This is a genomic window from Pseudoalteromonas nigrifaciens (assembly GCF_002221505.1).
GTDB lineage: Bacteria > Pseudomonadota > Gammaproteobacteria > Enterobacterales > Alteromonadaceae > Pseudoalteromonas > Pseudoalteromonas nigrifaciens.
This window is the reverse complement of the sequence record NZ_CP011037.1, coordinates 279,891-303,892: the sequence shown is the minus strand read 5'-3', so window position 1 is coordinate 303,892 and position 24,002 is coordinate 279,891. Positions and strand designations below refer to the sequence as shown.

Sequence of the window (24,002 nt, the reverse complement as noted above, 5' to 3'; positions counted from 1 at the left end):
TATGTTTAACACAACATTAAAGCCTTTATTATTAAGTGCGACATTACTTGCGACGGCGCTTATAACGTCGCTTTCAAGCCAAGCGCAAAGTACGACTAATAACCTGCACGATAGCTGGAATGCATTGCTAAATAAACATGTTGTCGCTATTAACCATAATCACAGCACAGAGGTTGATTACGCTGCAATACAAGGTGATCATACTCAGCTAAAAACGTATTTAGATTCGTTAAGTGCTGTAACACAAAACGAGTTTGACGCGTGGGAAAAGCCTAAGCAACTGGCGTTTTTAATTAATGCGTATAATGCATTTACCGTAGAGCTCATCGTTTCAAACCTTGGCAGTAAAGAGCCCCAAAACCTTAAATCAATAAAAGATTTAGGCAGCTTTTTTAGCTCACCGTGGAGTAAAGCGTTTGTGCCACTACTTGGTAAAACTCGCAGCCTTGATGACATAGAGCACGGTTTAATTCGTGGCAGCGGTAAATATAACGACCCACGTATTCATTTTGCTGTAAATTGTGCAAGTATTGGTTGCCCTGCGCTGCGCGGGGAGGCATTCACAGCTACTGAACTAGAGAGCCAATTGCAACAGCAAACGGTGCGTTTTTTATCTGATACAACACGTAATTTTGCGCAGGAAAATACGCTAAATATCTCCTCTATATTTAAATGGTACGGCGATGACTTTGAAAAAGGTTTTAGAGGTGCAGAGACGCTACAGCAGTTTTTACTGCAATATAGCGATGCACTTAAACTAGTACCCGCTCAGCAAAAAGCGCTTAGAAATAATGACATGAAAGTAAAATTTTTAGACTACAACTGGGATTTAAATGCACGCCAGTAAGTTTTGGCAAACAGCTACGCGTTACAGTGTTTACTGTGTCGCGTTTTGCGTTTGCCTAATAACAAGCTTAAGTACTTTTGCTAATAACAGCCCTCATAATATGAGTAAAGAACTACTCACTCGCTGGGAAAATATTGAAACGCTTGGTAATAACCAAAGCGTGTACTTTTATGCCTGGGGCGGCGACGCGCAAATAAATGCCTATATTCAATGGGCTGCCCAGCAAGTTAAAACTAAATATAATATTAACTTAGTGCATGTAAAGCTCAGCGACACCAGCGAAGCAGTAAGCCGAGTGTTGGCCGAAAAATCAGCACATAATAATGACCAAGGCAGTGTTGATCTGGTATGGATAAACGGCGCTAACTTTGCCACCATGAGCGAGCACGCATTGTTGTTAAAACAGTGGGCAAATAAACTGCCACATTTTGCATACACAGATCCCGCTAATAACCCTGCAGTTAATTTTGACTTTGGCATACCCACAAACGGTATGGAAGCACCGTGGGGGCAAGCATCGCTCACCTTTTATTACGACAGCATTGCAATAAATAAACAGGCAAACAACAAACTCCCTACTACATTAAACGAATTATTAAACTGGAGCGCACAAAACCCGGGGCGTTTTAGCTACCCAAAGCCGCCTGATTTTTTAGGGATGAGCTTTTTAAAATACGCCTTAGTAATACTGCATCAGCAAAGTAGTGAAAGCATTAAAGCGCAGTTAAACCAAGCGGCTACCGCTAACAACACAGCACAAGTGTTAACCCCACTGTGGGACTTTTTAAATAAGCTACACCCTACGCTTTGGCGTGGTGGCACTCACTTTATGCAAAGTGGCGCGCAAATGCGCCGTTTAGTAGACGATACCGAGCTAAGTATTGCCTTTACCTTTTCAGCACCCGAAGTGCCCGCAGCAGTTAAACGCTTCGATTTACCAAAAAGCATTCGCAGCTATGCAATGGCTGATGGCAGTTTAAGTAATACTCACTTTGTGGCAATTCCTTATAATGCAAGCCACCCGCAAAGCGCGCAATTAGTCGCTAACTTTTTATTAAGCCCTGAGGCACAAGCCCAAAAGCAAAAAGCGCATATATGGGGCGATAAAAGCGTACTTATTCAATCAAGGCTAACGCCTGAGCAACAAGCTTTGTTTAAAACAGCTAAACCGCATCCAAGTGCACTGCCTTTTAACAGTATTAAGCGCACATTGAGCGAACCTCATCCAAGCTGGGTTAACGCCATAATGCAAGGCTGGCAAACTCGCTATGGGGTAAGCCAATGAGTGTTATTAGCAATAAAGTGGCGACAAGCCATGGGCCTCACGCCCGTAAAAGCTATGATATGTTTAGTAAAATAGTAAAATTGAGCCCACGCTTTTTACTCGTTTTACTTATTTTACCCGTACTTGGCGGCTTAATTAGTGTGTTACTACCCGCCTTTGGTTATGCCCCTGCACTTGATCAAACTACATTTGGCTTGCAAGGCTTTACCATGCTTTGGCAAACACCCGGCCTAGTAAATATGGCTATGCTAAGTATTGGCACCGGTTTAATAAGTACCTTACTTGCTTTTATTATTACTTTGATGATTTTAGCCGCTTTTTTTAACAGCCCTTGGCTTAACCGCATTCAGCGTTTACTGAGCCCTATTTTAGTTATACCAAACGCTGCAGCGGCTATTGCGGTAGGTTTTTTAATTGCCCCTTCAGGCATGATTTCACGAATTATATCGCCTTGGTTAAGCGGGTGGGAACTTGCACCAAACGGCCTATTTCCGCATGACTCATTCGGCATTAGTATAATTTTAGGGTTAACGCTTAAAGAACTGCCATTTTTGTTATTAATGGCACTGGGCGTACTGGCGCAGCCTGAGCTTGGCAAAAAATTACGCCAGCAACATAAAGTTGCGCTTAACTTGGGTTACTGCCCCATGACCGCCTTTTTTAAAGTAATACTTCCTAGCCTTTATCCAATGCTGCGTTTACCTATTTTAGCTGTGCTCGCTTATGCCAGCGCCAGTGTAGAAATGCCACTTATTTTAGGCCCAAATACACCGCCAACATTAGCGGTAGCTATTATGCATTGGTTTAACGATGTCGATTTAAACTTACGCATTAAAGCCTCAGCCGGTGCTTTGCTACAACTGGCACTCACGGGCGGGTTACTTGCGCTTTGGCTTGGCGGCGAAAAAGCGATAAAGGTATTGTTTAGCGACTCACTCACTAACGGGGTGCGCGAATACGGCGGGTTTTATTGGCAAAAACTAACGATAATACTCACAGCTTTAGTGATCGGTTTTATTTTACTGTCGCTAATTGCCCTTATTTTGTGGTCGGTTGCCGGCTTTTGGCGCTTTCCCGATGCACTCCCTGAGCAATTTACACTACTGCATTTTAACAGTGCATTAATGCAAATGAGCAACCCGCTTTTTAATACCCTAGCTATTGGTTTAGTCACAACGGTATTTGCCATTACGGTTACTTTATTGTGTTTAGAGTCGGAGCAGTTAAGCGACAAACCCATCTCTCGCTTTACCAGTTTAATTATTTACTTACCGCTATTAGTACCCAGTATTGCCTTTTTGTTTGGCCTAGTATGGATACAACAATGGGTAAATAACCAAGCCGCATTTTTTAATGTGGTGTTTACCCATTTACTGTTTGTTTTGCCTTACGTATTTTTGTCACTCGCGAGCAGTTATAGGCGGTTAGACTCTCGCTTTGCGCGCGTTGCAGCAAGTTTGGGTGCAGCGCCTTGCAAAGTGTTTTTTAAAGTAAAATTACCGCAACTATTTGCACCTATTTTAATTGCAGCCGCATTGGGGTTAGCGATCAGTTTTGGCCAATATTTACCAACACTTTTAGCCGGTGGCGGGCGTATAGCCACCATAACAACCGAAGCAGTTACCCTGGCAAATGGCGCAAGTAGGCGCACCAGTGCCGTATACGCTATTATGCAAATGGCACTCCCGCTTATTGGATTTATACTGGCATGGGGTTTACCTAAGTACTTTTTTAAAAGCGCACGAGTGTAAAGCTCCCACAGTAAACAGTATTGAGTTAAAGGTTTTTTAATGCAGTCATCTTTACAGATTAAAAATTGTCAGCTTTATCGCCAAAATGAGCGACTACTTAGCTTAAACGAGCAAGTTAATGGTGGTGAAATTCTAACGATTATGGGCCCATCGGGCAGCGGTAAATCAAGCTTATTAAATTGGCTTACAGGTACTTTACCCAGTGGTTTTAAAGCCAGTGGAGAGGTGTGGCTTAACGGTAAAAATATAAATGATTTACCCACGCATTTACGCCATATTGGCGTACTGTATCAAGACGCTTTATTGTTTTCGCACTTAAGTGTGGCGGGTAATATTGCTTTTGCTATGCCCAAAGGGGATAAAAAACAACGCATTGACAAAATAGCACACGCACTTGAGCAAGTTGGTTTAAAAGGAATGGCCAATCGCCATCCCGATAGCTTGTCCGGCGGTCAACAAGCACGCGTTGCGCTATTACGACTGTTATTAAGTGAGCCAAAAGCTATTTTACTCGATGAGCCTTTTAGTAAGCTCGACACGCAACTGCGCGTTGATACTCGTGAATTGGTGTTTAGCCAAATACGCCAACATAAACTGCCTGCCATTATGGTAACGCACGATCATAGCGATTACGACGCTGCAAACGGTAAACTTTTCACCTTAAATACTGTACTTTAAGCGCACAAGGCTCCCTATGTTAGATAAATTTATCACCCCTGTAATAAAGCCACTGTTAAAGCCTGTGGTAATGCTGATACATAAGCGCGGCATAACACCCGATCAGCTAACGGTATTTGGCTTTTTAATTGGCTTGCTCGCAGTGCCATTACTTGCTTTTGAAATGTGGTACGGCGCATTAGCTGCCATTGTTTTAAATCGCATTTTAGATGGGCTTGACGGCGCACTAGCACGCCATGCTAATTTAAGCTCAAGCGCCGGCGGCTTTTTAGATATTACACTCGACTTTTTGTTTTACGCGGCCATTCCGCTTGGCTTTATTTTGGCAAACCCCGAACAAAACGCCATTGCAGGCGCTATATTACTCGCTGCATTTATTGGCACGGGTTCAAGCTTTTTAGCCTTTGCCATAGCCGCTGAAAAGTTTAAGCTCGAAAAACCGCAATTTAAATACAAAAGCTTTTACTACCTAAATGGCTTAACCGAAGGCACAGAAACAATAGCGCTATTTATAGCCTTTTGTATTTGGCCGCAGCACTTTGCCCTCCTCGCTGGTATATTTGCTTTTGCCTGCGCCATTACCATATTTACCCGTATACATGGCGGCTACCACACACTTAAACAGCAAGAAGCCAATGAGGTTATAAATAATAATGACTAACGAAGTTTGGTGGCGACTCGGTTGCTTTTTTAGCATTTTAGTCATAATGATGCTGCTTGAATGGCGACAACCCGCAAGGCAATCGCCCATTAAAAGCAGCACTCGCTGGTTTGCAAATTTTGGCTTAGTGTTTGCCTCATCTATCATTGCGCGCTTAGTTGTACCACTTGGTTTAACCGCAGTAGCACTTTACAATCATGAGCACAGCATTGGCTTATTTAACCAACTAGCCATACCTAGCATAGTAACCATAGTGCTAAGCCTTGTACTGCTCGATATACTCATTTATTGGCAGCACAGATTGTTTCATAAAGTGCCACTATTATGGCGTTTGCACCGCGTACACCACGCCGATGCGCATGTAGATACCAGTACCGGCCTGCGCTTTCACCCTATCGAAATTGTGCTTAGTATACTTATAAAACTTATTGCAGTTACTGCACTTGGCGTACCCGCCATTGCCGTACTTATATTTGAAATCGCGTTAAATGCACTCGCCTTGTTTAACCATGCAAACATACGCCTACCAAACGCCATTGAAAAGCCACTACGCCTTATATTAATGACGCAAATACTGCACCGCATTCACCACAGTAAAGTAGTGAGTGAAACAAATTCAAACTATGGCTTTAGTGTAATTTGGTGGGACAAACTTTTTGGCAGCTATAAAAGTGAGGCCAAAAAAGTCGACGCAGAAATAGATATAGGTTTGGTTGAATACCCAACTGCAAAGCAAAATGCCTCGCTGTGGGGGTTACTCATCATGCCGTTTAAAAACAAGTAAAAACAACTATATTGCACTTTACACAATACCAATCTACTTAAAAGCCCTTTGATGTAGGTTGGTTTAAATAAAATACTCCATGAATACGCCAGGTTAAAACTTTAAGGCGTCTGTTTAATTTCTAAATTTTTAAGGCAAACATTTGTAGAATGGGCGGGATTTTCTATTCGTTATTCATTTTGGGAAAAGCTTATTATCGGCAGCAAGAAACCTACAGAAAACCCCATAGTACCATCATCAGATCATTAGCATTTAAGTGGATAAAAATACTATTTAGGTGCTGGAAAACACATACGCCCTACGATGAATCAACTTACTTAATCGCATTGAAAAGTAAGGGATCACCGCTGTTAAAATTTGCGGTGGAAAGTGAGCTTTAGTGCTTGCTGTCCACCTCAGGGCGTGTTGTTAGTTGCGCATACTGTCGATTTTAAGTTTTTCTTTTTCCAAGCGTTCTTTTTTGAAATTTTCATTTTTTAACCTAAGAAACGCTTCTGGGTTAAGCTGACAATGATAGTGGTGATGATTTTTAGCTAATTCCTCTTTGTCTTTAGCTAATTCTTTTTCTGATTTTTTCTTACGACCCCAAAGTTCTAGCCCTTTACTAAATGCGACATACCAACTGTATGCAAGCGCTAATAATGAAACAATAGGATTAGACCAACCAAGAAATGCTATTAATGCAGGTATAACACAAACCCATAATGTTAAAATGAGTAACAGCAGCTTTCTGCCTTTAGCCTCTGTTTTCTGTTTAGCTACAACCTCTTCGTATGTGGAAAAATTTAACCCTGAGTAAATCTTAGCTAAGCTCTCTTTTGAAAGATCTATATCCGGTTCTTCACTTTCAGGGTACTTATCCCAATGTAAGATTACTTTTTCAAGCTTTGGATAGCCAAGCAAAAAATTATGACCTAATTTATCTTTCGTACGCCACTCTTCATCCGTTTTATTATCGATCATTAACATGATGGGAGTCGGGTATTTCAAAGTCCAATATTTTAACTCTGACTCTGCAATATTTTTGATCTTACTCGAGAGATTTGAGTCATAAATATAGACCTTTACTATCGCAAATTCTTGATCGGTAAAGACAGGGCTATACGAGACGTAATATCCATCTCTTTTTTCTTCAACATCGTCATACCTAACCCAAGGATTTATCATATAGTCTCAAATATCTCACTAGCAACTAACGCTCCAATAAGAGGCTAAAAATAGTTTGCTAAAACGTGTAGCGAAGCGGAACCGAGCAAACTGTTTTTAGTCCCGCTTTATTGTCTTGTATGCGATTACTGGCCATTAGAGATTGCTTGTTTAATTATTGGTGCGACTGAGTCTGGTGAAATGCCGCGCTCTTTACAATACTTTGATTCCAGCCAATCTGATAATGTTTTTTGGCCCTTACTTGCATTACAACCTCGACAACACAACGCAATATTTTCTCGTGTAATGATGGAAGCGTCATTAATAATGTGCTCCCAACTTGCCGACGCTTTAGCTGATACTTTATGAGACAAGAACTCATTGCCACAATACACACAGGCTGTATCTCGTTCCCTCACTTCCTGTTCAAGACAGGCTGGAATATTCCAATTATTCGCCATACTTATTTGTCTCGATTACGCATAACAGCTTATTGAACACCACTATGGGGGTTTATAACACCCCAAAACGGCATATATTACATAGCTTAATAATTCCACCAAACAACTCTAATGTAAACAGGTAGTTACGTATGTTATAAAATTGCCTTTGTTAAAATGCCCCAAAACGACTTTTAATAATGTTATCCGACAAAACCGCAACCACTGCCAATTTATACTGTTATTAATTATAAAATTTAGCTTGTATGAAACACCCTTTTTTAACACGGAAAAAAGAACACATATAATGAAAAGTGTGCAAAAACACGATTGATGCTAAGAGCGATAACGCGGTTGAGTCATTTTAAATTAATTTAGCCAATATACAAAAAAGCGCTGCAAATATGCAGCGCTGTCATTACTTAACGGTTGTTTATTTAAACTTTGTACTTAAAATTAAAAGAAGCCGAGCGGATCTTCGCTGTAGCTTACTAATAGGTTTTTAGTTTGTTGGTAGTGACCCAGTGCGAGTTTGTGGTTTTCGCGACCAATACCTGATTTTTTATAGCCGCCAAACGCGGCATGAGCCGGATACATGTGGTAACAGTTAGTCCATACACGGCCTGCCTCAATTTTACGCCCCATACGATACGCTTGGTTCATGTTGCGGCTCCATACACCGGCGCCTAAACCAAATTCAGAGCTATTGGCAAGTGCCAACGCTTCGGCTTCGTCTTTAAAGGTCGACATTGAAATAACCGGGCCAAAAATCTCTTCTTGGAATACCCGCATGTCGTTGGTGCCTTTTAATAGCGTAGGCTGAATGTAATATCCGCCGTTAAGATCATCGCTTAACTGCTCTACGTTGCCACCAGTAAGTACTTCGGCGCCTTCTTTTTTACCTATTTCGATGTAGCTTAATATTTTATCAAATTGCGCTTTAGACGCCTGCGCACCTACCATGGTTTCGGTATCTAGCGGGTTACCACGTTTAATTTGTGCAGTGCGCTGTAAAATGCGTTCAATAAATTGCTCGTAAATATCTTCTTGAATAAATAGTCGCGATGGGCAAGTACATACTTCACCTTGGTTAAAGTAGGCCAGTATTGCGCCCTCTATTGCTTTAGATAAAAAAGCGTCGTCTTTGTCCATTACATCGCTAAAGAAAATATTGGGTGACTTACCACCTAGCTCTACCGTTGATGGAATTATGTTTTCGGCGGCGCATTTTAAAATATGTGAACCCACTGGGGTAGACCCCGTAAAGGCGATTTTAGCAATACGGGTGTTGGTAGCCAGGGCTTCACCTGCTTCTTTACCAAAGCCATTAACTACGTTGAGTACGCCCGCTGGCAGTAAGTCGCCAATCACTTCCATCAGCACTAAAATAGAGGCAGGGGTTTGCTCTGCTGGTTTTAGTATTACACAGTTACCCGCAGCTAAGGCTGGGGCTAGCTTCCACGCTGCCATTAGTATTGGGAAGTTCCACGGAATTATTTGCCCAACTACACCTAACGGTTCATTAAAATGATAGGCAACGGTAGTTTCATCAATTTCACTAATACCGCCCTCTTGTGAGCGCAGGCAACCTGCAAAATAACGAAAGTGATCGGCGGCTAGTGGAATATCGGCCGCGAGTGTTTCGCGAATTGCTTTGCCGTTATCCCACGTTTCGGCAACTGCAAGTAACTCTAAATTTTGTTCAATACGGTCGGCTATTTTTAGTAATACGTTACTACGATCGGTAACCGATGTAGTACCCCACTGCGCTTTTACTGCGTGGGCTTTGTCGAGCGCAAGTTCAATGTCGTCTTTATCGGAGCGCGCTACTTTACAAAATACTTTACCGTTTACAGGGCTAATATTTTCAAAGTACTGGCCGTTTACTGGCTTTACCCATTCTCCTCCAATGTAGTTTTCGTATTGCGCTTTAAAGGTAATTAGTGCATCTTTTTCGCCTGGATTTGCATAAATCATAGTGATACTCTCTTGTTGTTATTAGCTAAAAGTCGAGCTATTAAATAAGTCTTTTTGCTTTATATTTAATCAAGTGCTGTTTTATAATTAATCAGCATTGATTGACATTAAACTATCAAACACTTAAAAGCATGTATTGCTGTCCACAAAAGTTGTCTATGAGTCCAGATTTAAAAGGGATTAAAATGCATACTCCGCAATTAAATAAGCAACGCCAGCAATTAAAGGTGCTAATTGAAAATAAAGTGACCTTTGCTGCCGATAATAGCGAGCTAAGTATTTACGATACTTATCAAAATGCACAAAAAGTAGCTTTGCATTCAAAAGAATTACTTTTTTGCGCCATGCTTAGTGGTAAAAAGGTAATGCATGTAGAGAGCTGCCAATACCATAAGGCATTTTTACCTCACGAATCCTTTGTATTAGCACCAGAGCAAGGGGTATTAATTGACTTTGAACAAGCATCTTTAAGCGCGCCTACTACCTGCCTTGCTATTGAAATAAGCACAGACAAAATAACGCAGGTGGCTAATGCACTCAATATTGAGCAACGCTTTGCCAGCGATGACTTATTTGCCTATACACCGCAGCTGGTACATAGCCAGCACAATAGCCAAACCCAACAACTTTTAGCGCGTATGGTGCATTTATTTAGTGAGCCCGACGAGCAGCGAGGTTATTTAATCGACTTATCGTTAAACGAGCTTATTACCCGTTTGCTACAGCAGCAAAGTCGAGATTTATTACTAAAAAACGGCAATAATTCGCAGTTTAAAACACCGGTAAATAATGCTTTGCAATACATAGAAGAGCACTTAAATGAAGCATTGGATATAGAGAGGCTGTGTAAAATTGCCTGCATGAGTCGCAGCAAGTTTTATCAACAATTTAAGTTGGCCTTTGGTACTAGCCCGGCACTGTGGCAGCAGCAACTTAGGCTTAAAAAAGCCTATAGTAAATTGTTGCAGGGGCGCACGGTTAGCCAAGCGTGTTATGAGCTGGGTTTTAATTGCCCTAGCCATTTTAGCCGCTTATTTAAACACGCCTATGGCGTACCACCAGCAAGCATTGCCAAGAAAAGTCATTAAGTGGTGGTTTAGATTAATTTTACAGCGAGGTTAATTGACGTTTCGTAGGCACTAAATGCGCCTACGAAACTTATTTTATTGTATTTTTTATTGCACATTAATACTGCGTATTAAAACCAAATTTCAACCTGAGCGCCTGCAACTAAGGCACTTTCGTCGCCCTCTTTGCCTGCAACACTTAACCCAGACTCTTGCCCAGCAGCCTTGTTCCAATCAAAGTTACTTAGGTAAAAGCGTAACGATGGACGCGACCAATATTCGGTAGAGTCGGCTGTTGCTTGTAATGCTAGCGCATATTTCATGAGTGTTTGCTCATCATTTTCAATGCCGTTTGTTTTAGTTTGATAAGCGTTATAACCCACTTCACCAAGCACACTCCAATGCGGCGATATTGAATAATGCGGGCGCACACCAACACTTTTTAGGGTGTGATAATCAGATGATTTTTCGTACATTACCATGTAATCTAGTTTAAATTTTTCGGTAATATCAACTAAGCCATTATTAAAAATACGAAAGCCACTTGAGCTGCTATCTGCGGCATAATCAAAGCTTCCGCCATCAGTACCGGCAGCGCCTGGGTTTTGCGCCATGGCGCCGGTACCATATTGAATCACTGTTTTTTGATCAACATTGCCTAACTGCTTTTGCCATTGCACTGTAAAAGTTCTGCCATCGGTAAGCCCTGCTTCATCAATTGCATCATTTACAAATAAGTTTTGCAGTGCAAATACCACTTTACCCGCATCGCCTACGTCCATTTCATAGCGTACGTCGGCCATAAAGTTTTGATAGTTAGTATCAGCAGTGGCTTTGTTACCTGTAAGTTCGCCCTCGCCACCATAAGTGATTGCAGCAAGATGCAGCTTATCGGTTTCATTTACCGTAATGTCAGATACACCCACGCCGTTACCCGAGCTTTGCATATGTTTGTAATCTAATATATGTACGCTACCAACTGCCTTATCGTAATAATATCTGCGGCCAATCCATAGCGTACCATTATCGAGTAAGTTGTCTGTTTCTACGTAAAGCTGCCTTGAGCGTCTAGACCACTCCTCCGTTGCGGTTGGATCTCTTGAATCCCCGGCAAAGTCCATCATAAATACGGCTTTAAAGTTAACCCCATTTAGCTGCTGTTTTTTACTCAGCTGAAACTCGCTGTAGTCTCTGCATTCGTTACCTAAGCGATAATAAACCCCGTCATTTTTAGGGTAGTTAAGTGAATAACAAGAGCCATTGTTTTTACTGCCACTCCCTAGAATGGTATTTGTACCTGAGCGAAAATAGCCATTAAACTCAAACCCATTATCTAACTCTTGCTTAGCTTTAGCGTCATCCTGCGCTTGCATTTCATTATTAATTAGCTGTTTAACGTATGCAATATCCTCATCCGATAAACCAGCGGGGCGCTCTGCTGCGTGAACACTCATTGTAGCGGCGCATAATATTGAAAGTAGTGATAAAGAGGACTTAATTCGTTTGTTATATTTCATGTTTACCATAGTCGTTGTGGGGTTACATTAAATGCATTTGCAGCGCCATTTTATTAAATGCAGCCGTAATTTAGCTAAGCAGTGCTGGTTGCTAGCTACAAATACTAAGTGAGTCACTTTTAAAAGTAGAGTTTTGAGTTAATTTTGTGTCAGTAAAAATTAAAGGCATATAGCTGTTAACTTTAAGCTAACTGTTTTGGCGCTAATAATGATCAGCTACGATAACTCGTAGTAAATGAGCTGTGATCAGTAATAACCAATTTGAAAAGGATTTTATCCAACCACTGGAGGTTATTCAATATAGCAAACAACGATAGTATAAGATTTTACAGGGGTCACAAACCATTGATTAACAAGGGCAAACATAAAGTAAACATAACAAAAACACAGAGGAAACAATGAGCCCACTTACTTACATTTCAGCGTGAAAAACCACCGCGCAATAATTAAACCAATGACGAGTTTTTTGATCATCTGCGCAACTGTAAAATTAATCTGGTAGCTGTAAAACGAGTGTTAGGATGAGATAAAAGAAGAGTAAACAGAGTATAAAACGCATGGTAAGCTCCCTCAAAAGCGCTGCACTTAAACGCTATTAAGGGATAACGAGGGGATTTAAATCAAGCTAAATTAAACTAAAATAACTAAAAGCACATAAACTAATACCGGCTAATAACCATACTAACCCGTAGCTTTGCCAAAGTATTGCGTTATTATAAACCTGCTGCGGGTTATTTTTGTCAACTAACAGTGTGCAGGTTTTACCTTGTTTAAAACGGGTAAACATTTTTTCACGATATTCCACTAATACACTGTGCACCTGCCCATCAAAATGAAAACTCACTAGCATAGTTGGCTGATGCAACATTTCGGGTGCTGTTATTTGATTATTTGCCACGGCAGTTATTTGTTCTACAACACAAACCCGCCAGTGGCGTTTACTTACTTTACATTTTAACCAGCGTACAAATGGCAAAGTGCCAATTATTATAAATAAAACCCCCAACCACAACAGAGCCATACACCCACCTTTGTTTTTATTTTTATAGTTTACTAAACAACATACGCAGCAATCAAACTGCCTAGCACTTAGATTAATATAGCGCATTGGCTTTATTAAATACATGCTCAGATTACAAAGTTTTACCGCAAGCAACTTGCAGTTAACCTGCCGCACAAGCACAATAGCCGCATAAAAGAGGAGATCATTATGACCACAATTGGTATTGGCACCCAAACCAAAGAACAAGCACTCGCTAGCTTAAGCAATATGACCAGCGATTTAACCCCTATTCAACCGGCAGAATATTTATCTCGTATAGCCAAAGCGCAAACGTATATGCAAAACAATGGCATTGATGCCATTTATTTAAATGCAGGTACTAACCTGGCTTATTTTACCGGTATGCGTTGGTATGCAAGTGAGCGTTTAGTTGGCGCAATTTTGCCTGCTAAAGGTGAAGTGCAATACATAGCTCCTTATTTTGAAATTGGCTCACTCAATGGTTTTAAAGTAATTGACGGGCCAATCCGTGGTTGGCAAGAGCATCAAAACCCATATCAGTTATTTGTTAATATATTAACGGAAATGGGTATTGCGGCTAATGGCACTATTGGTATTGACGAAAGCGCGCAGTTCTTTATTTTTGATGGTATTAATAAAGCGCAAACGGGCTTAAATTTAGTGAATGCTCAACCTGTTACAGCACATTGTAGAATGCATAAATCAGCCAATGAGCTGGCGTTAATGCAACGCGCTATGGATATGACCTTAGTGGTTCACCAAGCTACGGCAAGCATGCTGCACGAGGGTATTAGTACCACTGAAGTTGAAGAGTTTATAAAGCTAGCGCATCAAAAAGTAGGCGCGCCGGGTAACTACTTTTGTATCGTGTTATTTGGGCTTGCAACGTCATTTCCGCATGGGGTAAAAGATCCGCAAATCCTTAAAAAAGGCGACATGGTACTTATTGATACTGGCTGTAAAGTACATGATTACTTATCTGATATTACCCGCACTTATGTGTTTGGTGAAGCAACTGATCGCCAACGTCAATTTTGGAATAATGAAAAAGCAGCACAAATTGCAGCTTTCAATGCAGCAAAAATTGGCGTGCCATGTGAAGACGTAGATACAGCTGCGCGCAGCTACTTAGCTGAGCAAGGTTTAGGCCCTGATTATCAAACACCTGGTTGCCCGCACCGTACAGGCCACGGCATTGGTTTAGATATTCACGAATGGCCTTATTTGGTAGGCGGTAATAAAACGCCACTAGCCGCTGGCATGTGTTTTAGTAACGAGCCAATGCTGGTTATACCGGATGAATTTGGGGTGCGCTTAGAAGATCATTTTTATATGACCGACAGTGGTTCAAAATGGTTTACCGAGCCTAGCCACAGTATTGACGACCCGTTTGGTTTACAAAAGTAATATAAGCGAAAATTAACTTACATTTGTTTATTTGGCTTAAACGACTTTTTACTACTGCGCAGTGCACACCACGCGCAGTAGTTTATTTTGTGAGTTGACGTTTAACCAATCGCTGTTTGTTTTTTTGTACGTTAGCCAACCATACTAAGGGTAAAATAATTAACGATGCGCCAATTATTAAGCCAAGTGTAGGTACTTCGCCAAACCAAAATAACCCAACAACGACAGCCGCCACTAAGCCACTATATTCAGCGCTAGCAACTTGGCTCGATTCGATTTTGCTATAAACATACACGCAAATTCCCGCATAAATTAAAATAAACAGTGTAGAGCCAAACGCAGTAATAAGTGCGGCCCAATGCCATGGCTCGTTTTCCCACAGCGCCAAACCTAATCCCACAGGCATACCTACTAAATTGGTAAGTAACAAAGTTTGCATAATACTATGGTGTTTAGGTAACTTTCGTATTAGTACATTATTTATTGCCAGTGTAATTGCGACTACAAGTGCAAATATAGCCGCCCAATTAATGTCGGTAGGCTGAATAACAATAAGTACCCCTATAAAGCCAATAACAGCCACAGCTATGCTGCTTTTTGTTAGCTGTTCACGAAATATCATTACTGCTAAAGGCAGCATTAATAAAGGCGCTGCATAAAAAATAGCGTTAGCGGTTGCAAGCGGTAAAGCTTTTAGCGCAAACACCATAAATATAATACCAAATAACCATACATGTCCGCGTACCGCATGCCATTTTAAACCGGCAAATAAATGTTTTTTATTCGCCGACAAACAAAACGGGAGCAAAATTAATACTGCGGTAAGTTGGCGCATAAATACAAACTGAAACGTGGGGCTTTCTGCTGGTAAAGTTTTGATTATAGCATCAGAAAAAACCGCAATAATATTACCCACCACAAGTAATGTCATGCCTAAGCCAACCGATATTTTTTGCATTGTTACTCCGTGCCCGCAAATTAAAAACGCTAGCATAGAGCAATTCGTTTAATTATGTATAATGATTAAAATACTTTTAGTATGAGTTTAACTAATAATGAAATTACCCCCATTACGTGCTGTTCAGTGTTTTGAATCTGTAGCGCGATTAAATAGTTTTTCTAAAGCGGCTGAACACCTTAATGTGACGCAAAGTGCCGTGAGCCATCAGGTTAAATTACTAGAGCAATATTTAAACGAGCCGCTATTTAACCGCAGTGGTCGTAGCTTTTCGTTAACCGACGCGGGCAATCGTTACTATCAAGAAGTGAGTCATTCATTAACCAGTTTAGCCTCTGCCACACAAAAAATACGTTACGGCGAGCCTGGGCATATTCGTTTAGCACTTTATAGCTCATTAGCTGTAAAGTGGTTAATACCGCGATTAGAAAGCTTTAAACATGACTCGCCAGATATCGACTTAACTTTAAATATGATTGTAGATGAGGCGGATTTTAGCGACCGTGTTGCCGATTGTTTTATTACCACAACGCCACCTAAAGGTGAGTTTGTCAGCTTATTTTTATTTGCAGAAAAGCTTTACCCTGCTTGTGGCAAAGGCATGTGGCAGCAATTAAAAAATCAATCGCTGCCCAATGAATTATGGAAGCACCCGCTGTTGTCGGTGCAGTATGATGAGTCAGAGCAACGTAGCACCAATGACTGGCAGCAATGGTGTAAAAGCGGCGGCTTTGAGCTGCCTAAAAACGTAAGAGTTAATCACTTTAGTCACGTTATACTGGCCGCAGAAGCCGCGCGTTATAATTTAGGTATTACGCTTATTGATGCGTTTTTTATTGCCTCACAGCACGATAACCACTTAGTTAAGTTGCCATTGCATGGAGTTGAAACCGGCTGTAAATTTTATTTTGTATATAAAAAATCGCGAGCAAAACAAACCGATATTATTACCCTAAGCCGCTGGCTAAAAGCCCAGTGGGCCGAGGTTAAAAAATAAAAACACATAACTTTACTGCTATTTTATTTATACTTACCACACATTAATACTACTCTTTTAGCCACTCAATGGCTGTGGTGGCGTTTTCAAAGTAGGCTATTTTACCTGCTACAAACCAGCCCGCTACTTTGGCCAAGGTTGCTTGCCACTCTTTATTGCCGTAAACAGCCACTTTTTTAAAATTGTTACCGTGTTTTAACCCAAGCTTTAAGTCATCCCATGCAGCTCTAAGCTCCCAACCTTCTAATTGTGAGCCATCTATCAGCACTTTAACTATAGGGTGATCCACTTTACTTAGGGCTGAGTCGATCATGGGCGTAATAATCTTATAATCTTTGTGAGTTAATGTGCCTACTGCTTTTAGTGTTAAAAAAAACTCACTTCCTGAGCGTTCAATGCCAATAGATAAACCGTGCGTTAAACCAACCATAATAAGTACTCTTACAATAAATGTACTTTGAGTATAGGTGATAGCTTAGCGCTCATACTGATACAACTCAAAGATCAGCTATAACGGGTGTTTTGCTACTTCATTTGAAGTGGTTAATTATGCATTTTTTAATCGAGTGATTTGGTTTGCTACATCAGTTAAATAACCGGTTTTAAGCCAGACTGTTGCGCCTGTACTTCCTGCTTTAGCATTAACAGTGCTATTAATAGGCACTCTTAACCAGCTATTTTTAATAAGGGTATCTGTTTGCTCGTTAAGCAACCCCTCAAGTACTAACAGCTCAGCCCCATCCTTTGCATTTATAACCATGTCGGCGTTAGGTTTAAAGTGCAGTAAGCTTACCTCTTCAAAGTTATCTTTATATAAAGAAATTACGCTAACATTATTAAACTGGGGGTGCGTAACGCCTTGCATTTTTTTAGTGTGTAAACACACATGCTGTCTATCTTGTGGTTGAAACTGCCACAATTTTACAAATATTACGCAGCCCCCCTGAGATCCCGGTTTGTGCTTTGACTGGGGAGGATTGCGAATATAACTACCTACAGGGTAATCGCCGTGCTCATCTTGAAATACGCCATCGAGCACTAAAAACTCTTCACCACCTGTATGTATATGCGGCGAAAATTCACTTCCAGGCGCATAGCGCACTATGCTTGTAGCGCGGGCAACTTCATCGCCTACTCTGTCCAAAGGGCGTCTATGTACTCCCGCCATTGGCGAGGCTACCCACTCTAGTTTTTCACTATGTACAACAACGCGCTTACTAAAATCAGCGGCTATTTTCATTTTTTTTCCTAACTCAGTTAAAGCAATTAACAAATAATAACAGTTATATTGGTAGCATTAAATTAAGTCATGTTATTTAGCCGTAAGTATGATGGAGCTTTTATTATTAGGCATAAAAAAACGAGCAGGTTTAACTGCTCGTTTTTAATTAACACTTATGATTTATAGTCATTTTTTAATTAATAACTTTTACTCTACCTTTGTGCTTAGAGTGCACTATGGCAAGTGTAATAAAACCAATCACTGCTACCACTGCACCAATTGGTTTGCCCATATCACTTGATAGGTTAAGACCAATTGCCGCTGTCATAATATATGAAAGCGTCACTGCTGTGGCAATTACTGCAGGAATACTGGCAATCCAATGGAATGCACCGCGGTCAAACAAGTACTTAGTTGCCAGCCATAATACGCTAGTAGAAAGCAGCATGTTTGAGAACGCAAAGTAGCGCCAAATAAGCGAGAAGTCGAGCTTAGTCATAAAGTAAGCAATTGCTAAAATTGGAATCGCTACTAATAAACGGTTACGTAAGCTTTGTGGAATATTAAACGCATCAACTACAGTTAAACGCAGTGAACGGAACGCAGTATCACCTGAAGTGATTGGGAATACAGCTACAGCAATAATAGCCATAACACCACCAAATACACCTAAGTAGCTATTAGCAATATGATTAACTACTAAACCTGGGCCACCTTGATCAAGTAATGCTTTTAAACCTGCATAACCTTCTGGGAATGCTGCAATACCAGCAAGTGCCCAAACACAACCAACAATACCTTCACACATCATGGCGCCGTAATATACCGGGCGTACATATTTTTCGTTTGTTAAACAGCGTGCAATAATAGGTGCTTGTGTTGAGTGAAAACCACTAATAGCGCCACAGGTAATTGTTATAAATAACAATGGCCACGTAGGTAAACCATCCGGGTTGGGCTCTAAAAAGTCATGTGCATGATCACCACTAAAGTAAGCTAAAAAGTCACCTGCAACAGGTAAGTGTGGTGCGTTAATTAATAACGAAACTGCAATAGCAACTGTCATTACAATCATTAAAGCGCCAAAAATTGGGTAAAACTTAGTAATAATTTTATCAATTGGTAGCAAGGTAGCTAAAAAGTAATACGCTAAAATAGCCAACACCCAAAAGGTGTTATTTGCCAGCATTGTACCTTCAAAAAAATCAAGGTTACTTAATAAGCCCGCAGGGCTCATAATAAATACTACGCCTACAAAAAATAGTAGCATGGCAGTAAATATCAGCATAAAGCCTTTAAATACAATGTTGTAGTAATGTCCGGCTATTTCTGGCAGGCTTTTCCCGTCTTCTTTTATACTCATAACACCTGAGAAGAAGTCGTGAACAGCACCACCTAACACGTTACCTAGTACAATCCAAACTAGTGCAACGGGCCCGTATAAAGCACCAAGAATAGGACCAAAAATAGGACCTACACCGGCGATGTTTAAAAATTGAATTAAAAATGCACGCACAGGATGAATAGCCACGTAATCAACACCTTCGCTAAAGCGCTGTTGTGGTGTTTCAATCGTTGAGTCTAAACCTGCTTGCTTTTCAACAAAGGGACTATAAAATTTATAACCCAGTATTAAAATTGTGATGCAGATAAAAAAGATGATCATAAAGCATGTTTCTCTTTTTGTATTTGTATTAAAGAGCGCACTGTTTGCCGCTCCGGCCTTTCATTCCGTGAATAATCGACGAACATTAACAAAGGATTAATATTCTTACTATAAGACGTTTAGCTAATACTATAGTCGAATAAAATAACTTAGACCTATTTCGTGGCCTTATTGAACGTTAACTGTGCAGAATGTAAAGATTTAGAGTAATAAAAAAGGCAGTTTTACTGAGTAAATCTGCCTTTTTTATTCTGCCCGATAAGTTATCGATAAAAATTAATAATACCTTATCACCAATTTATTTATGGGTTCATAAACTCATTTATTTGTTGATGCGTTAAAGTAGGTGTTGCTCCGGCACTTTCGGCGACCATAGCACCAACAGCACAAGCAAAGTCAACCGCATGTTGTGCGCAATCACTACTGCACAGCTGATAAATTAACGAGCCTAAAAACGAATCCCCTGCGCCAACTGTATCAACAACACTAATTAAATAGCCTGAGTTATAGTAGTTTTCGCCTTTAATGGTGAGTAATGCGCCATGGCTGCCTTTAGTTACACATAAATATTCGGTATTAGTTTGTGCAGCAATAAAGGCTAAGTTTTGCTCAAGCGAATGAAACTTACAACCCATAGCTTTAGCAATTTCGTATAGCTCTTCGTCGTTTAATTTGATGAAGTCGGCTTTGTTCATTAAATCTACGAGTGTTGCTAATGTGTAGTGAGGCGCACGTAGGTTTACGTCAAACACTTTAAAGTTTGCTACATCAACTAATTGATTTAATGTTGCCAAAGACGTTTCGCTTCGCCCTATTAGGCTGCCAAATACAAATACATCGCTACTTTTAACTTTACTCAGTAACTCATCTGTAAGCGCTATATTATCCCACGCTGTATCTGCCACTATTTCATAACTTGCTGAGCCACCACTATCGAGTGTTACCTCAACCGTGCTGGTTTTTTTGTCACTATTAATAGCAATATAATCGCAGCTTACGCCTTTGCTCGCAATTTCGCCGAGCAGCTCAGCGCCTAACTCGTCGTTGCCAACAGCGCTGATCATGTCGGCTTTAATGCCTAGTGAGTTAATACGCACACACATATTAAGTGGCGCGCCACCTAAGCGTTTACCAGAGTCAAAACAATCCCACAGCACTTCGCCAAAGCAGCTAACACTTACGTTTTCGCCTGATTTATGATTAATTAAAATACTCATAATTAGTTACTCTTTTGCTCAAGTACAGCCTGCATAATGGCTTTAATTTTACTATTAGGTGCGTATAGCGCGGCAATCGATTTTTTATACTCTGCAGTAAAAGCTTCGTTATGCTCAAGCTTACCAAACAAGCTCGTTAACTTTAAAAATGCAATCGGGCTAGTTTGAGTCTCTTGCGCGTAAGAATTAAGCTCTTTGTACATCGCATCTTGAATTTCAAGCTTTTCGCCTTTTTCACTTACACCTTTATCGCTGTATAAACACCAAGTAGCAATGACAAGTGTTGCCAACGATATATCTCGACCTTGTACTAGGTTTTCGTTAATTGTAGCAATAATAAATTTAGGTAATTTAGCTGAGCTTTCACTGCAAATACGCGCCAGGCTGTCTTTAATATTAGGGTTAGCAAAACGCTCTATTAACGTATCTTTGTAGCTTTGAAGATCAATACCTTCAAGCGGTTCAAGGTTTGGCGTTACTTCTTTATCCATAAAAGTACGTAGGTATGTGGCAAATAATTCATCAGATACCGTTTCGTCAATTGTGCCATAACCATGAATTGAACCTAATAAACCAAGCACAGAATGCCCAGCATTAAGTAAACGTATTTTCATGGTTTCATAAGGCGTCACATCAGTTACAAACTGTGCACCAACAACATCCCAATTTGGGCGAGAGTCACTAAATGTGTCCTCTATTACCCATTGTGTAAACGACTCACAAGTAATTGGCCACTCGTCGCTAACACCATAGGCATCAACCACGTAATCAATATCACTCTTTTTAGATACCGGTGTTATGCGGTCAACCATCGCATTTGGAAACGATACGTTTTGCTCAATCCACTCACTTAGGTTTTTGTCTTGCTCTGAGGCAAAGGCTAAAAGCATTTTACGTGTTACGTTACCATTATGCTGAATGTTATCGCACGACTGTACTGTAAACGCGCCCAAGCCTTGCTCTTTACGCAGTTTTAACGCAGCAGTAATGTAACCAAACGCCGTAATTGGGTCGTTCGGGTTATTAATGTCGTTAATAATATCTGGATTGCTGTAATCAAACTCACCCGTTGCCGGGTTAAAGTTATAACCGCCTTCGGTAATAGTAAGCGATACAATTTTAGTATCGCTGTGTGCGAGTTTATTAATTACCGCTTGTTTGTCCTCTGGAGCAAACAAAAAGTCGATCATTGAGCCAATTACTTTGTTATCTATTTTACCGTCTGGGTGTCTAACAGTTAGCGTGTAAAGGTAATCTTGCTGCTTTAAAATATCACGCAGACCACGGTTACCCTCTAACAGGCCAACACCACATATGCCCCACTGCTCAGAGCCTGGGGTTTTTAAAAGCTCGTTAACATATACCGCTTGGTGAGCACGATGAAAACCGCCCACGCCAATATGAATAATCCCCGCTTTAACGGCGCTACGGTCGTAACTTGGTGTGTCAACATGGCTTGGTAATTGAGCCAAGCTTTGTTGGTTTAGCCCTGTAACAAGAGCGTTTGTGTGTTGATGTTGCGTCATGGTGCGACCTTACTAAACAAAAATAAAATATAAATTACGATACTGTATTACGATAAGTAATTACGATGCTGTATTGAGTACTTTATGGCGTTTTAACGACCAGTACGCAGTAACAAAATAAATAACAGTACAAATAAAACAGGCAATTTCGAACTGCGACTTATTAGCGCTGTACATCACCATAGTGTCACTGAAAAACATCACTTGGCTGGCAAATATAAAAATAATCACTAATGAAATAGTCGATATGCCATTAAGAACTTTGGTAAATACAGAGCTATCAATTACTGGCTTTGGAATGTCTTTAGCCTCAGCTGCTTGATATTCTTTAATATCACGTTGCTCTTGCTCTTCTGCTGCAATCTCTTGCGTGTAATCTTCACCGGCACCGTATTTTTTAGCTAAAAGTGTGTAAATAACGATGGTGAAAATCCAGGTAGGAATAAACAAGTAGTAAAACGACATTACATCAATTGCGTTTAAGCCAAAACCGAACACAAGTGCAAGTGCCCATGAGGCAATAGCAGGGATACTGCGGGTAATATTTTTATATTTAGCCCAGTAACGTGTTAAGCCAATTTTAGGAAATAACACATGCTCGGCAAATACAATGCCGCCCACTGGCACAACTAATAAACCGGCGTAGGTAAGTAGTGGTAGCATTTGTGAAAATACAAACGGGAAGCACGCAATAATTACGGTTACCACACCTACTATGGCGGTGGTGCGCTCACGTGACTGATTAACAAATATAGATTGTGCTGCAAGGCCAGCGCGGTATAGGTTTGCGTTAGCTGTAGTCCAACCGGCAATAATTACAATAACAAAGCCAGTCCAACCTAATGCATGGTATGCAACATCGCCCGGATCAAGTGATGAAATGGTTGTTTTAAGTAATACCGCAACACCTGCGCCCATAATACCGGCAGAGATCCACGCTAAGTAATGACCAAAAAACATACCCACACCAGAGAACAAGCCATAGCTTTTGCGTTTAGCAAATCTAAAAATAGCCATGTCGATTAAACCAAAGTGAGTAATTGAGTTAGCAGCCCATGCAAAGCCAATCACTTCTAATAGGCCAATGCCTTTTTCACCATCGGCATTGGTGCCCGTCCAGATGGAGGAGTCGCCTATGGTCATAAAGTCGCTAAAGCTAGTTAAAGAGGTAGAACCCAATACGTGGTTTGAAAGCTCAGGGAATAACGCGAACGAGCCTGCAATAAATATAACAAATAGCCAGGGCGCACACAGTTTTGAAAAGTCAGCAACGGTTGAAAAGCCATACATAGCAACAAATACAACAATTGAGCCAACGGCTAAAACAATGGCGACAAACCAAAAGCTGTTTGGATACCAATCAAGCTGCGCGGGTATGTCGAACAAAAACCGCACGGCGGTGGAGGATACCGTGATCATGGCCGCCGATATAACACTAAAAATAACTACATTAGCCCAGTTATAGAGCTTGGTCATTGAGTTACCAGCAATTTTGTTTAAGTAGTTATATAAACTTAAGCGGGTTTGTACTGCAATGGGTGCCGTAATTAGCCACCAAGAACACATTGCTAACAGGTTACCTATTAATAACCCCAATAGAATGTCGATGGTTGATGCGCCTAATGCAACAAAGGTTGCGCCAATAACAAATTCAGTGGCAGCAACATGTTCACCAGCGTATAGCCCTGCAAAATGTTTCCAGCCGTGAAGCTTATTATTAGCAACCGGAAGTTGCTCTTCGTTTACATCTTTAAATGTGTGTGTGTGTGGACTCGTTGCCATGGTATTTCCTAGTTGTTAACAGCAAAGTACTTAATACCTAAAGACTTTGC

The 24,002-nt window shown here is 40.7% G+C and carries 21 protein-coding genes and 1 pseudogene; 10 read left to right on the top strand and 12 right to left on the bottom strand.

Features of this window, described 5'->3' with window-relative positions; translation table 11 throughout:
* Position 1 precedes the first annotated feature (1 nt).
* From PNIG_RS17880 to PNIG_RS20425, 7 genes and pseudogenes are all read left to right on the top strand, one after another.
* Positions 2-847, top strand: a complete 846-nt coding sequence (locus PNIG_RS17880; protein WP_089369155.1) for a DUF547 domain-containing protein — start codon at positions 2-4, stop codon at positions 845-847.
* Complete coding sequence (locus PNIG_RS17875; protein WP_089369154.1) at positions 834-2,132, top strand: ABC transporter substrate-binding protein; 1,299 nt, start codon at positions 834-836, stop codon at positions 2,130-2,132. The genes PNIG_RS17880 and PNIG_RS17875 overlap by 14 nt, the downstream gene beginning before the upstream one ends.
* Entirely contained in the window at positions 2,129-3,883 is a 1,755-nt protein-coding gene (locus PNIG_RS17870; protein ID WP_089369153.1) for an ABC transporter permease, read from the top strand. Before PNIG_RS17875 ends, PNIG_RS17870 begins: the two co-directional genes overlap by 4 nt.
* A 39-nt stretch (positions 3,884-3,922) precedes the next feature.
* Positions 3,923-4,561 carry an ATP-binding cassette domain-containing protein gene (locus PNIG_RS17865; protein WP_089369152.1) on the top strand — a complete coding sequence of 213 codons (639 nt, stop codon included), beginning with the start codon at positions 3,923-3,925 and terminating at the stop codon, positions 4,559-4,561.
* 16 nt (positions 4,562-4,577) lie between these two features.
* Positions 4,578-5,222, top strand: coding sequence for a CDP-alcohol phosphatidyltransferase family protein (locus PNIG_RS17860; RefSeq protein ID WP_089369151.1), 645 nt, complete (start codon positions 4,578-4,580; stop codon positions 5,220-5,222).
* On the top strand, positions 5,215-6,006 hold the full coding sequence (locus tag PNIG_RS17855) for a sterol desaturase family protein (protein ID WP_089369150.1): 792 nt from the start codon (positions 5,215-5,217) through the stop codon (positions 6,004-6,006). The genes PNIG_RS17860 and PNIG_RS17855 overlap by 8 nt, the downstream gene beginning before the upstream one ends.
* Positions 6,007-6,132: 126 nt before the next feature.
* Positions 6,133-6,386 (top strand): annotated as a pseudogene (locus PNIG_RS20425) (IS110 family transposase); the annotation flags it as partial.
* A gap of 28 nt (positions 6,387-6,414) precedes the next feature.
* Here the strand turns inward: PNIG_RS20425 and PNIG_RS17845 are convergent.
* From PNIG_RS17845 to exaC, 3 genes are all read right to left on the bottom strand, one after another.
* Entirely contained in the window at positions 6,415-7,173 is a 759-nt protein-coding gene (locus PNIG_RS17845; protein WP_089369149.1) for a hypothetical protein, read from the bottom strand.
* 125 nt (positions 7,174-7,298) lie between these two features.
* The gene (locus PNIG_RS17840; protein WP_208619504.1) at positions 7,299-7,526 is read right to left on the bottom strand and encodes a hypothetical protein; all 228 of its coding nucleotides are present in this window, start codon (positions 7,524-7,526) and stop codon (positions 7,299-7,301) included.
* Between the two features lie 522 nt (positions 7,527-8,048).
* Complete coding sequence (exaC, locus tag PNIG_RS17835; RefSeq protein WP_011329851.1) at positions 8,049-9,569, bottom strand: acetaldehyde dehydrogenase ExaC; 1,521 nt, start codon at positions 9,567-9,569, stop codon at positions 8,049-8,051.
* 185 nt (positions 9,570-9,754) lie between these two features.
* On the opposite strand from exaC, the gene PNIG_RS17830 reads away from it, so the two are divergent.
* Positions 9,755-10,657, top strand: a complete 903-nt coding sequence (locus tag PNIG_RS17830; RefSeq protein WP_089369328.1) for an AraC family transcriptional regulator — start codon at positions 9,755-9,757, stop codon at positions 10,655-10,657.
* A 110-nt stretch (positions 10,658-10,767) separates the two neighbouring features.
* On the opposite strand, the gene PNIG_RS17825 is transcribed toward PNIG_RS17830, so the two are convergent.
* Both PNIG_RS17825 and PNIG_RS17820 read right to left on the bottom strand, forming a co-directional pair.
* Positions 10,768-12,090 (bottom strand): carbohydrate porin, encoded by a 1,323-nt coding sequence (locus PNIG_RS17825; protein WP_157696015.1) that lies wholly within the window; start codon positions 12,088-12,090, stop codon positions 10,768-10,770.
* 688 nt (positions 12,091-12,778) lie between these two features.
* A complete protein-coding gene (locus tag PNIG_RS17820) occupies positions 12,779-13,174 on the bottom strand; it encodes a hypothetical protein (RefSeq protein ID WP_167376945.1) in 396 nt (131 codons plus the stop codon).
* A gap of 189 nt (positions 13,175-13,363) precedes the next feature.
* On the opposite strand from PNIG_RS17820, the gene PNIG_RS17815 reads away from it, so the two are divergent.
* A complete protein-coding gene (locus tag PNIG_RS17815; protein ID WP_089369146.1) occupies positions 13,364-14,584 on the top strand; it encodes a M24 family metallopeptidase in 1,221 nt (406 codons plus the stop codon).
* Positions 14,585-14,666: 82 nt separating this feature from the next.
* On the opposite strand, the gene PNIG_RS17810 is transcribed toward PNIG_RS17815, so the two are convergent.
* A complete protein-coding gene (locus PNIG_RS17810; protein ID WP_010553617.1) occupies positions 14,667-15,542 on the bottom strand; it encodes a DMT family transporter in 876 nt (291 codons plus the stop codon).
* Positions 15,543-15,639: 97 nt separating this feature from the next.
* On the opposite strand from PNIG_RS17810, the gene PNIG_RS17805 reads away from it, so the two are divergent.
* Positions 15,640-16,539 (top strand): LysR family transcriptional regulator, encoded by a 900-nt coding sequence (locus tag PNIG_RS17805; RefSeq protein WP_010553616.1) that lies wholly within the window; start codon positions 15,640-15,642, stop codon positions 16,537-16,539.
* 49 nt (positions 16,540-16,588) lie between these two features.
* On the opposite strand, the gene PNIG_RS17800 is transcribed toward PNIG_RS17805, so the two are convergent.
* The 6 genes from PNIG_RS17800 to PNIG_RS17775 all read right to left on the bottom strand — a co-directional run bounded on the left by PNIG_RS17800 (position 16,589) and on the right by PNIG_RS17775 (position 23,952).
* On the bottom strand, positions 16,589-16,969 hold the full coding sequence (locus PNIG_RS17800) for a SpoIIAA family protein (protein ID WP_089369145.1): 381 nt from the start codon (positions 16,967-16,969) through the stop codon (positions 16,589-16,591).
* Positions 16,970-17,086: 117 nt separating this feature from the next.
* Entirely contained in the window at positions 17,087-17,779 is a 693-nt protein-coding gene (locus tag PNIG_RS17795) for a cupin domain-containing protein (RefSeq protein WP_011329844.1), read from the bottom strand.
* A 175-nt stretch (positions 17,780-17,954) separates the two neighbouring features.
* Complete coding sequence (locus PNIG_RS17790; RefSeq protein ID WP_011329843.1) at positions 17,955-19,427, bottom strand: carbon starvation CstA family protein; 1,473 nt, start codon at positions 19,425-19,427, stop codon at positions 17,955-17,957.
* 302 nt (positions 19,428-19,729) lie between these two features.
* The gene (locus tag PNIG_RS17785) at positions 19,730-20,644 is read right to left on the bottom strand and encodes a carbohydrate kinase family protein (protein WP_011329842.1); all 915 of its coding nucleotides are present in this window, start codon (positions 20,642-20,644) and stop codon (positions 19,730-19,732) included.
* A gap of 2 nt (positions 20,645-20,646) precedes the next feature.
* Positions 20,647-22,170, bottom strand: coding sequence for a mannitol dehydrogenase family protein (locus PNIG_RS17780; protein ID WP_089369144.1), 1,524 nt, complete (start codon positions 22,168-22,170; stop codon positions 20,647-20,649).
* A 60-nt stretch (positions 22,171-22,230) separates the two neighbouring features.
* Entirely contained in the window at positions 22,231-23,952 is a 1,722-nt protein-coding gene (locus PNIG_RS17775) for a purine-cytosine permease family protein (RefSeq protein WP_010553603.1), read from the bottom strand.
* Positions 23,953-24,002 lie beyond the last annotated feature (50 nt).

Excerpts from the sequence above, each read along its gene's own strand:
- PNIG_RS17785 (WP_011329842.1), bottom strand. The coding sequence starts at position 20,644 with ATGAGTATTTTAATTAATCATAAATCAGGCGAAAACGTAAGTGTTAGC.
- PNIG_RS17875 (WP_089369154.1), top strand. The coding sequence starts at position 834 with ATGCACGCCAGTAAGTTTTGGCAAACAGCTACGCGTTACAGTGTTTAC.
- PNIG_RS17790 (WP_011329843.1), bottom strand. The coding sequence starts at position 19,427 with ATGATCATCTTTTTTATCTGCATCACAATTTTAATACTGGGTTATAAA.
- exaC (WP_011329851.1), bottom strand. The coding sequence starts at position 9,569 with ATGATTTATGCAAATCCAGGCGAAAAAGATGCACTAATTACCTTTAAA.
- PNIG_RS17820 (WP_167376945.1), bottom strand. The coding sequence starts at position 13,174 with ATGGCTCTGTTGTGGTTGGGGGTTTTATTTATAATAATTGGCACTTTG.
- PNIG_RS17805 (WP_010553616.1), top strand. The coding sequence starts at position 15,640 with ATGAAATTACCCCCATTACGTGCTGTTCAGTGTTTTGAATCTGTAGCG.
- PNIG_RS17815 (WP_089369146.1), top strand. The coding sequence starts at position 13,364 with ATGACCACAATTGGTATTGGCACCCAAACCAAAGAACAAGCACTCGCT.
- PNIG_RS17810 (WP_010553617.1), bottom strand. The coding sequence starts at position 15,542 with ATGCAAAAAATATCGGTTGGCTTAGGCATGACATTACTTGTGGTGGGT.
- PNIG_RS17780 (WP_089369144.1), bottom strand. The coding sequence starts at position 22,170 with ATGACGCAACATCAACACACAAACGCTCTTGTTACAGGGCTAAACCAA.
- PNIG_RS17870 (WP_089369153.1), top strand. The coding sequence starts at position 2,129 with ATGAGTGTTATTAGCAATAAAGTGGCGACAAGCCATGGGCCTCACGCC.
- PNIG_RS17860 (WP_089369151.1), top strand. The coding sequence starts at position 4,578 with ATGTTAGATAAATTTATCACCCCTGTAATAAAGCCACTGTTAAAGCCT.
- PNIG_RS17775 (WP_010553603.1), bottom strand. The coding sequence starts at position 23,952 with ATGGCAACGAGTCCACACACACACACATTTAAAGATGTAAACGAAGAG.
- PNIG_RS17845 (WP_089369149.1), bottom strand. The coding sequence starts at position 7,173 with ATGATAAATCCTTGGGTTAGGTATGACGATGTTGAAGAAAAAAGAGAT.
- PNIG_RS17855 (WP_089369150.1), top strand. The coding sequence starts at position 5,215 with ATGACTAACGAAGTTTGGTGGCGACTCGGTTGCTTTTTTAGCATTTTA.
- PNIG_RS17880 (WP_089369155.1), top strand. The coding sequence starts at position 2 with ATGTTTAACACAACATTAAAGCCTTTATTATTAAGTGCGACATTACTT.
- PNIG_RS17830 (WP_089369328.1), top strand. The coding sequence starts at position 9,755 with ATGCATACTCCGCAATTAAATAAGCAACGCCAGCAATTAAAGGTGCTA.
- PNIG_RS17865 (WP_089369152.1), top strand. The coding sequence starts at position 3,923 with ATGCAGTCATCTTTACAGATTAAAAATTGTCAGCTTTATCGCCAAAAT.
- PNIG_RS17795 (WP_011329844.1), bottom strand. The coding sequence starts at position 17,779 with ATGAAAATAGCCGCTGATTTTAGTAAGCGCGTTGTTGTACATAGTGAA.
- PNIG_RS17800 (WP_089369145.1), bottom strand. The coding sequence starts at position 16,969 with ATGGTTGGTTTAACGCACGGTTTATCTATTGGCATTGAACGCTCAGGA.
- PNIG_RS17825 (WP_157696015.1), bottom strand. The coding sequence starts at position 12,090 with ATGAGTGTTCACGCAGCAGAGCGCCCCGCTGGTTTATCGGATGAGGAT.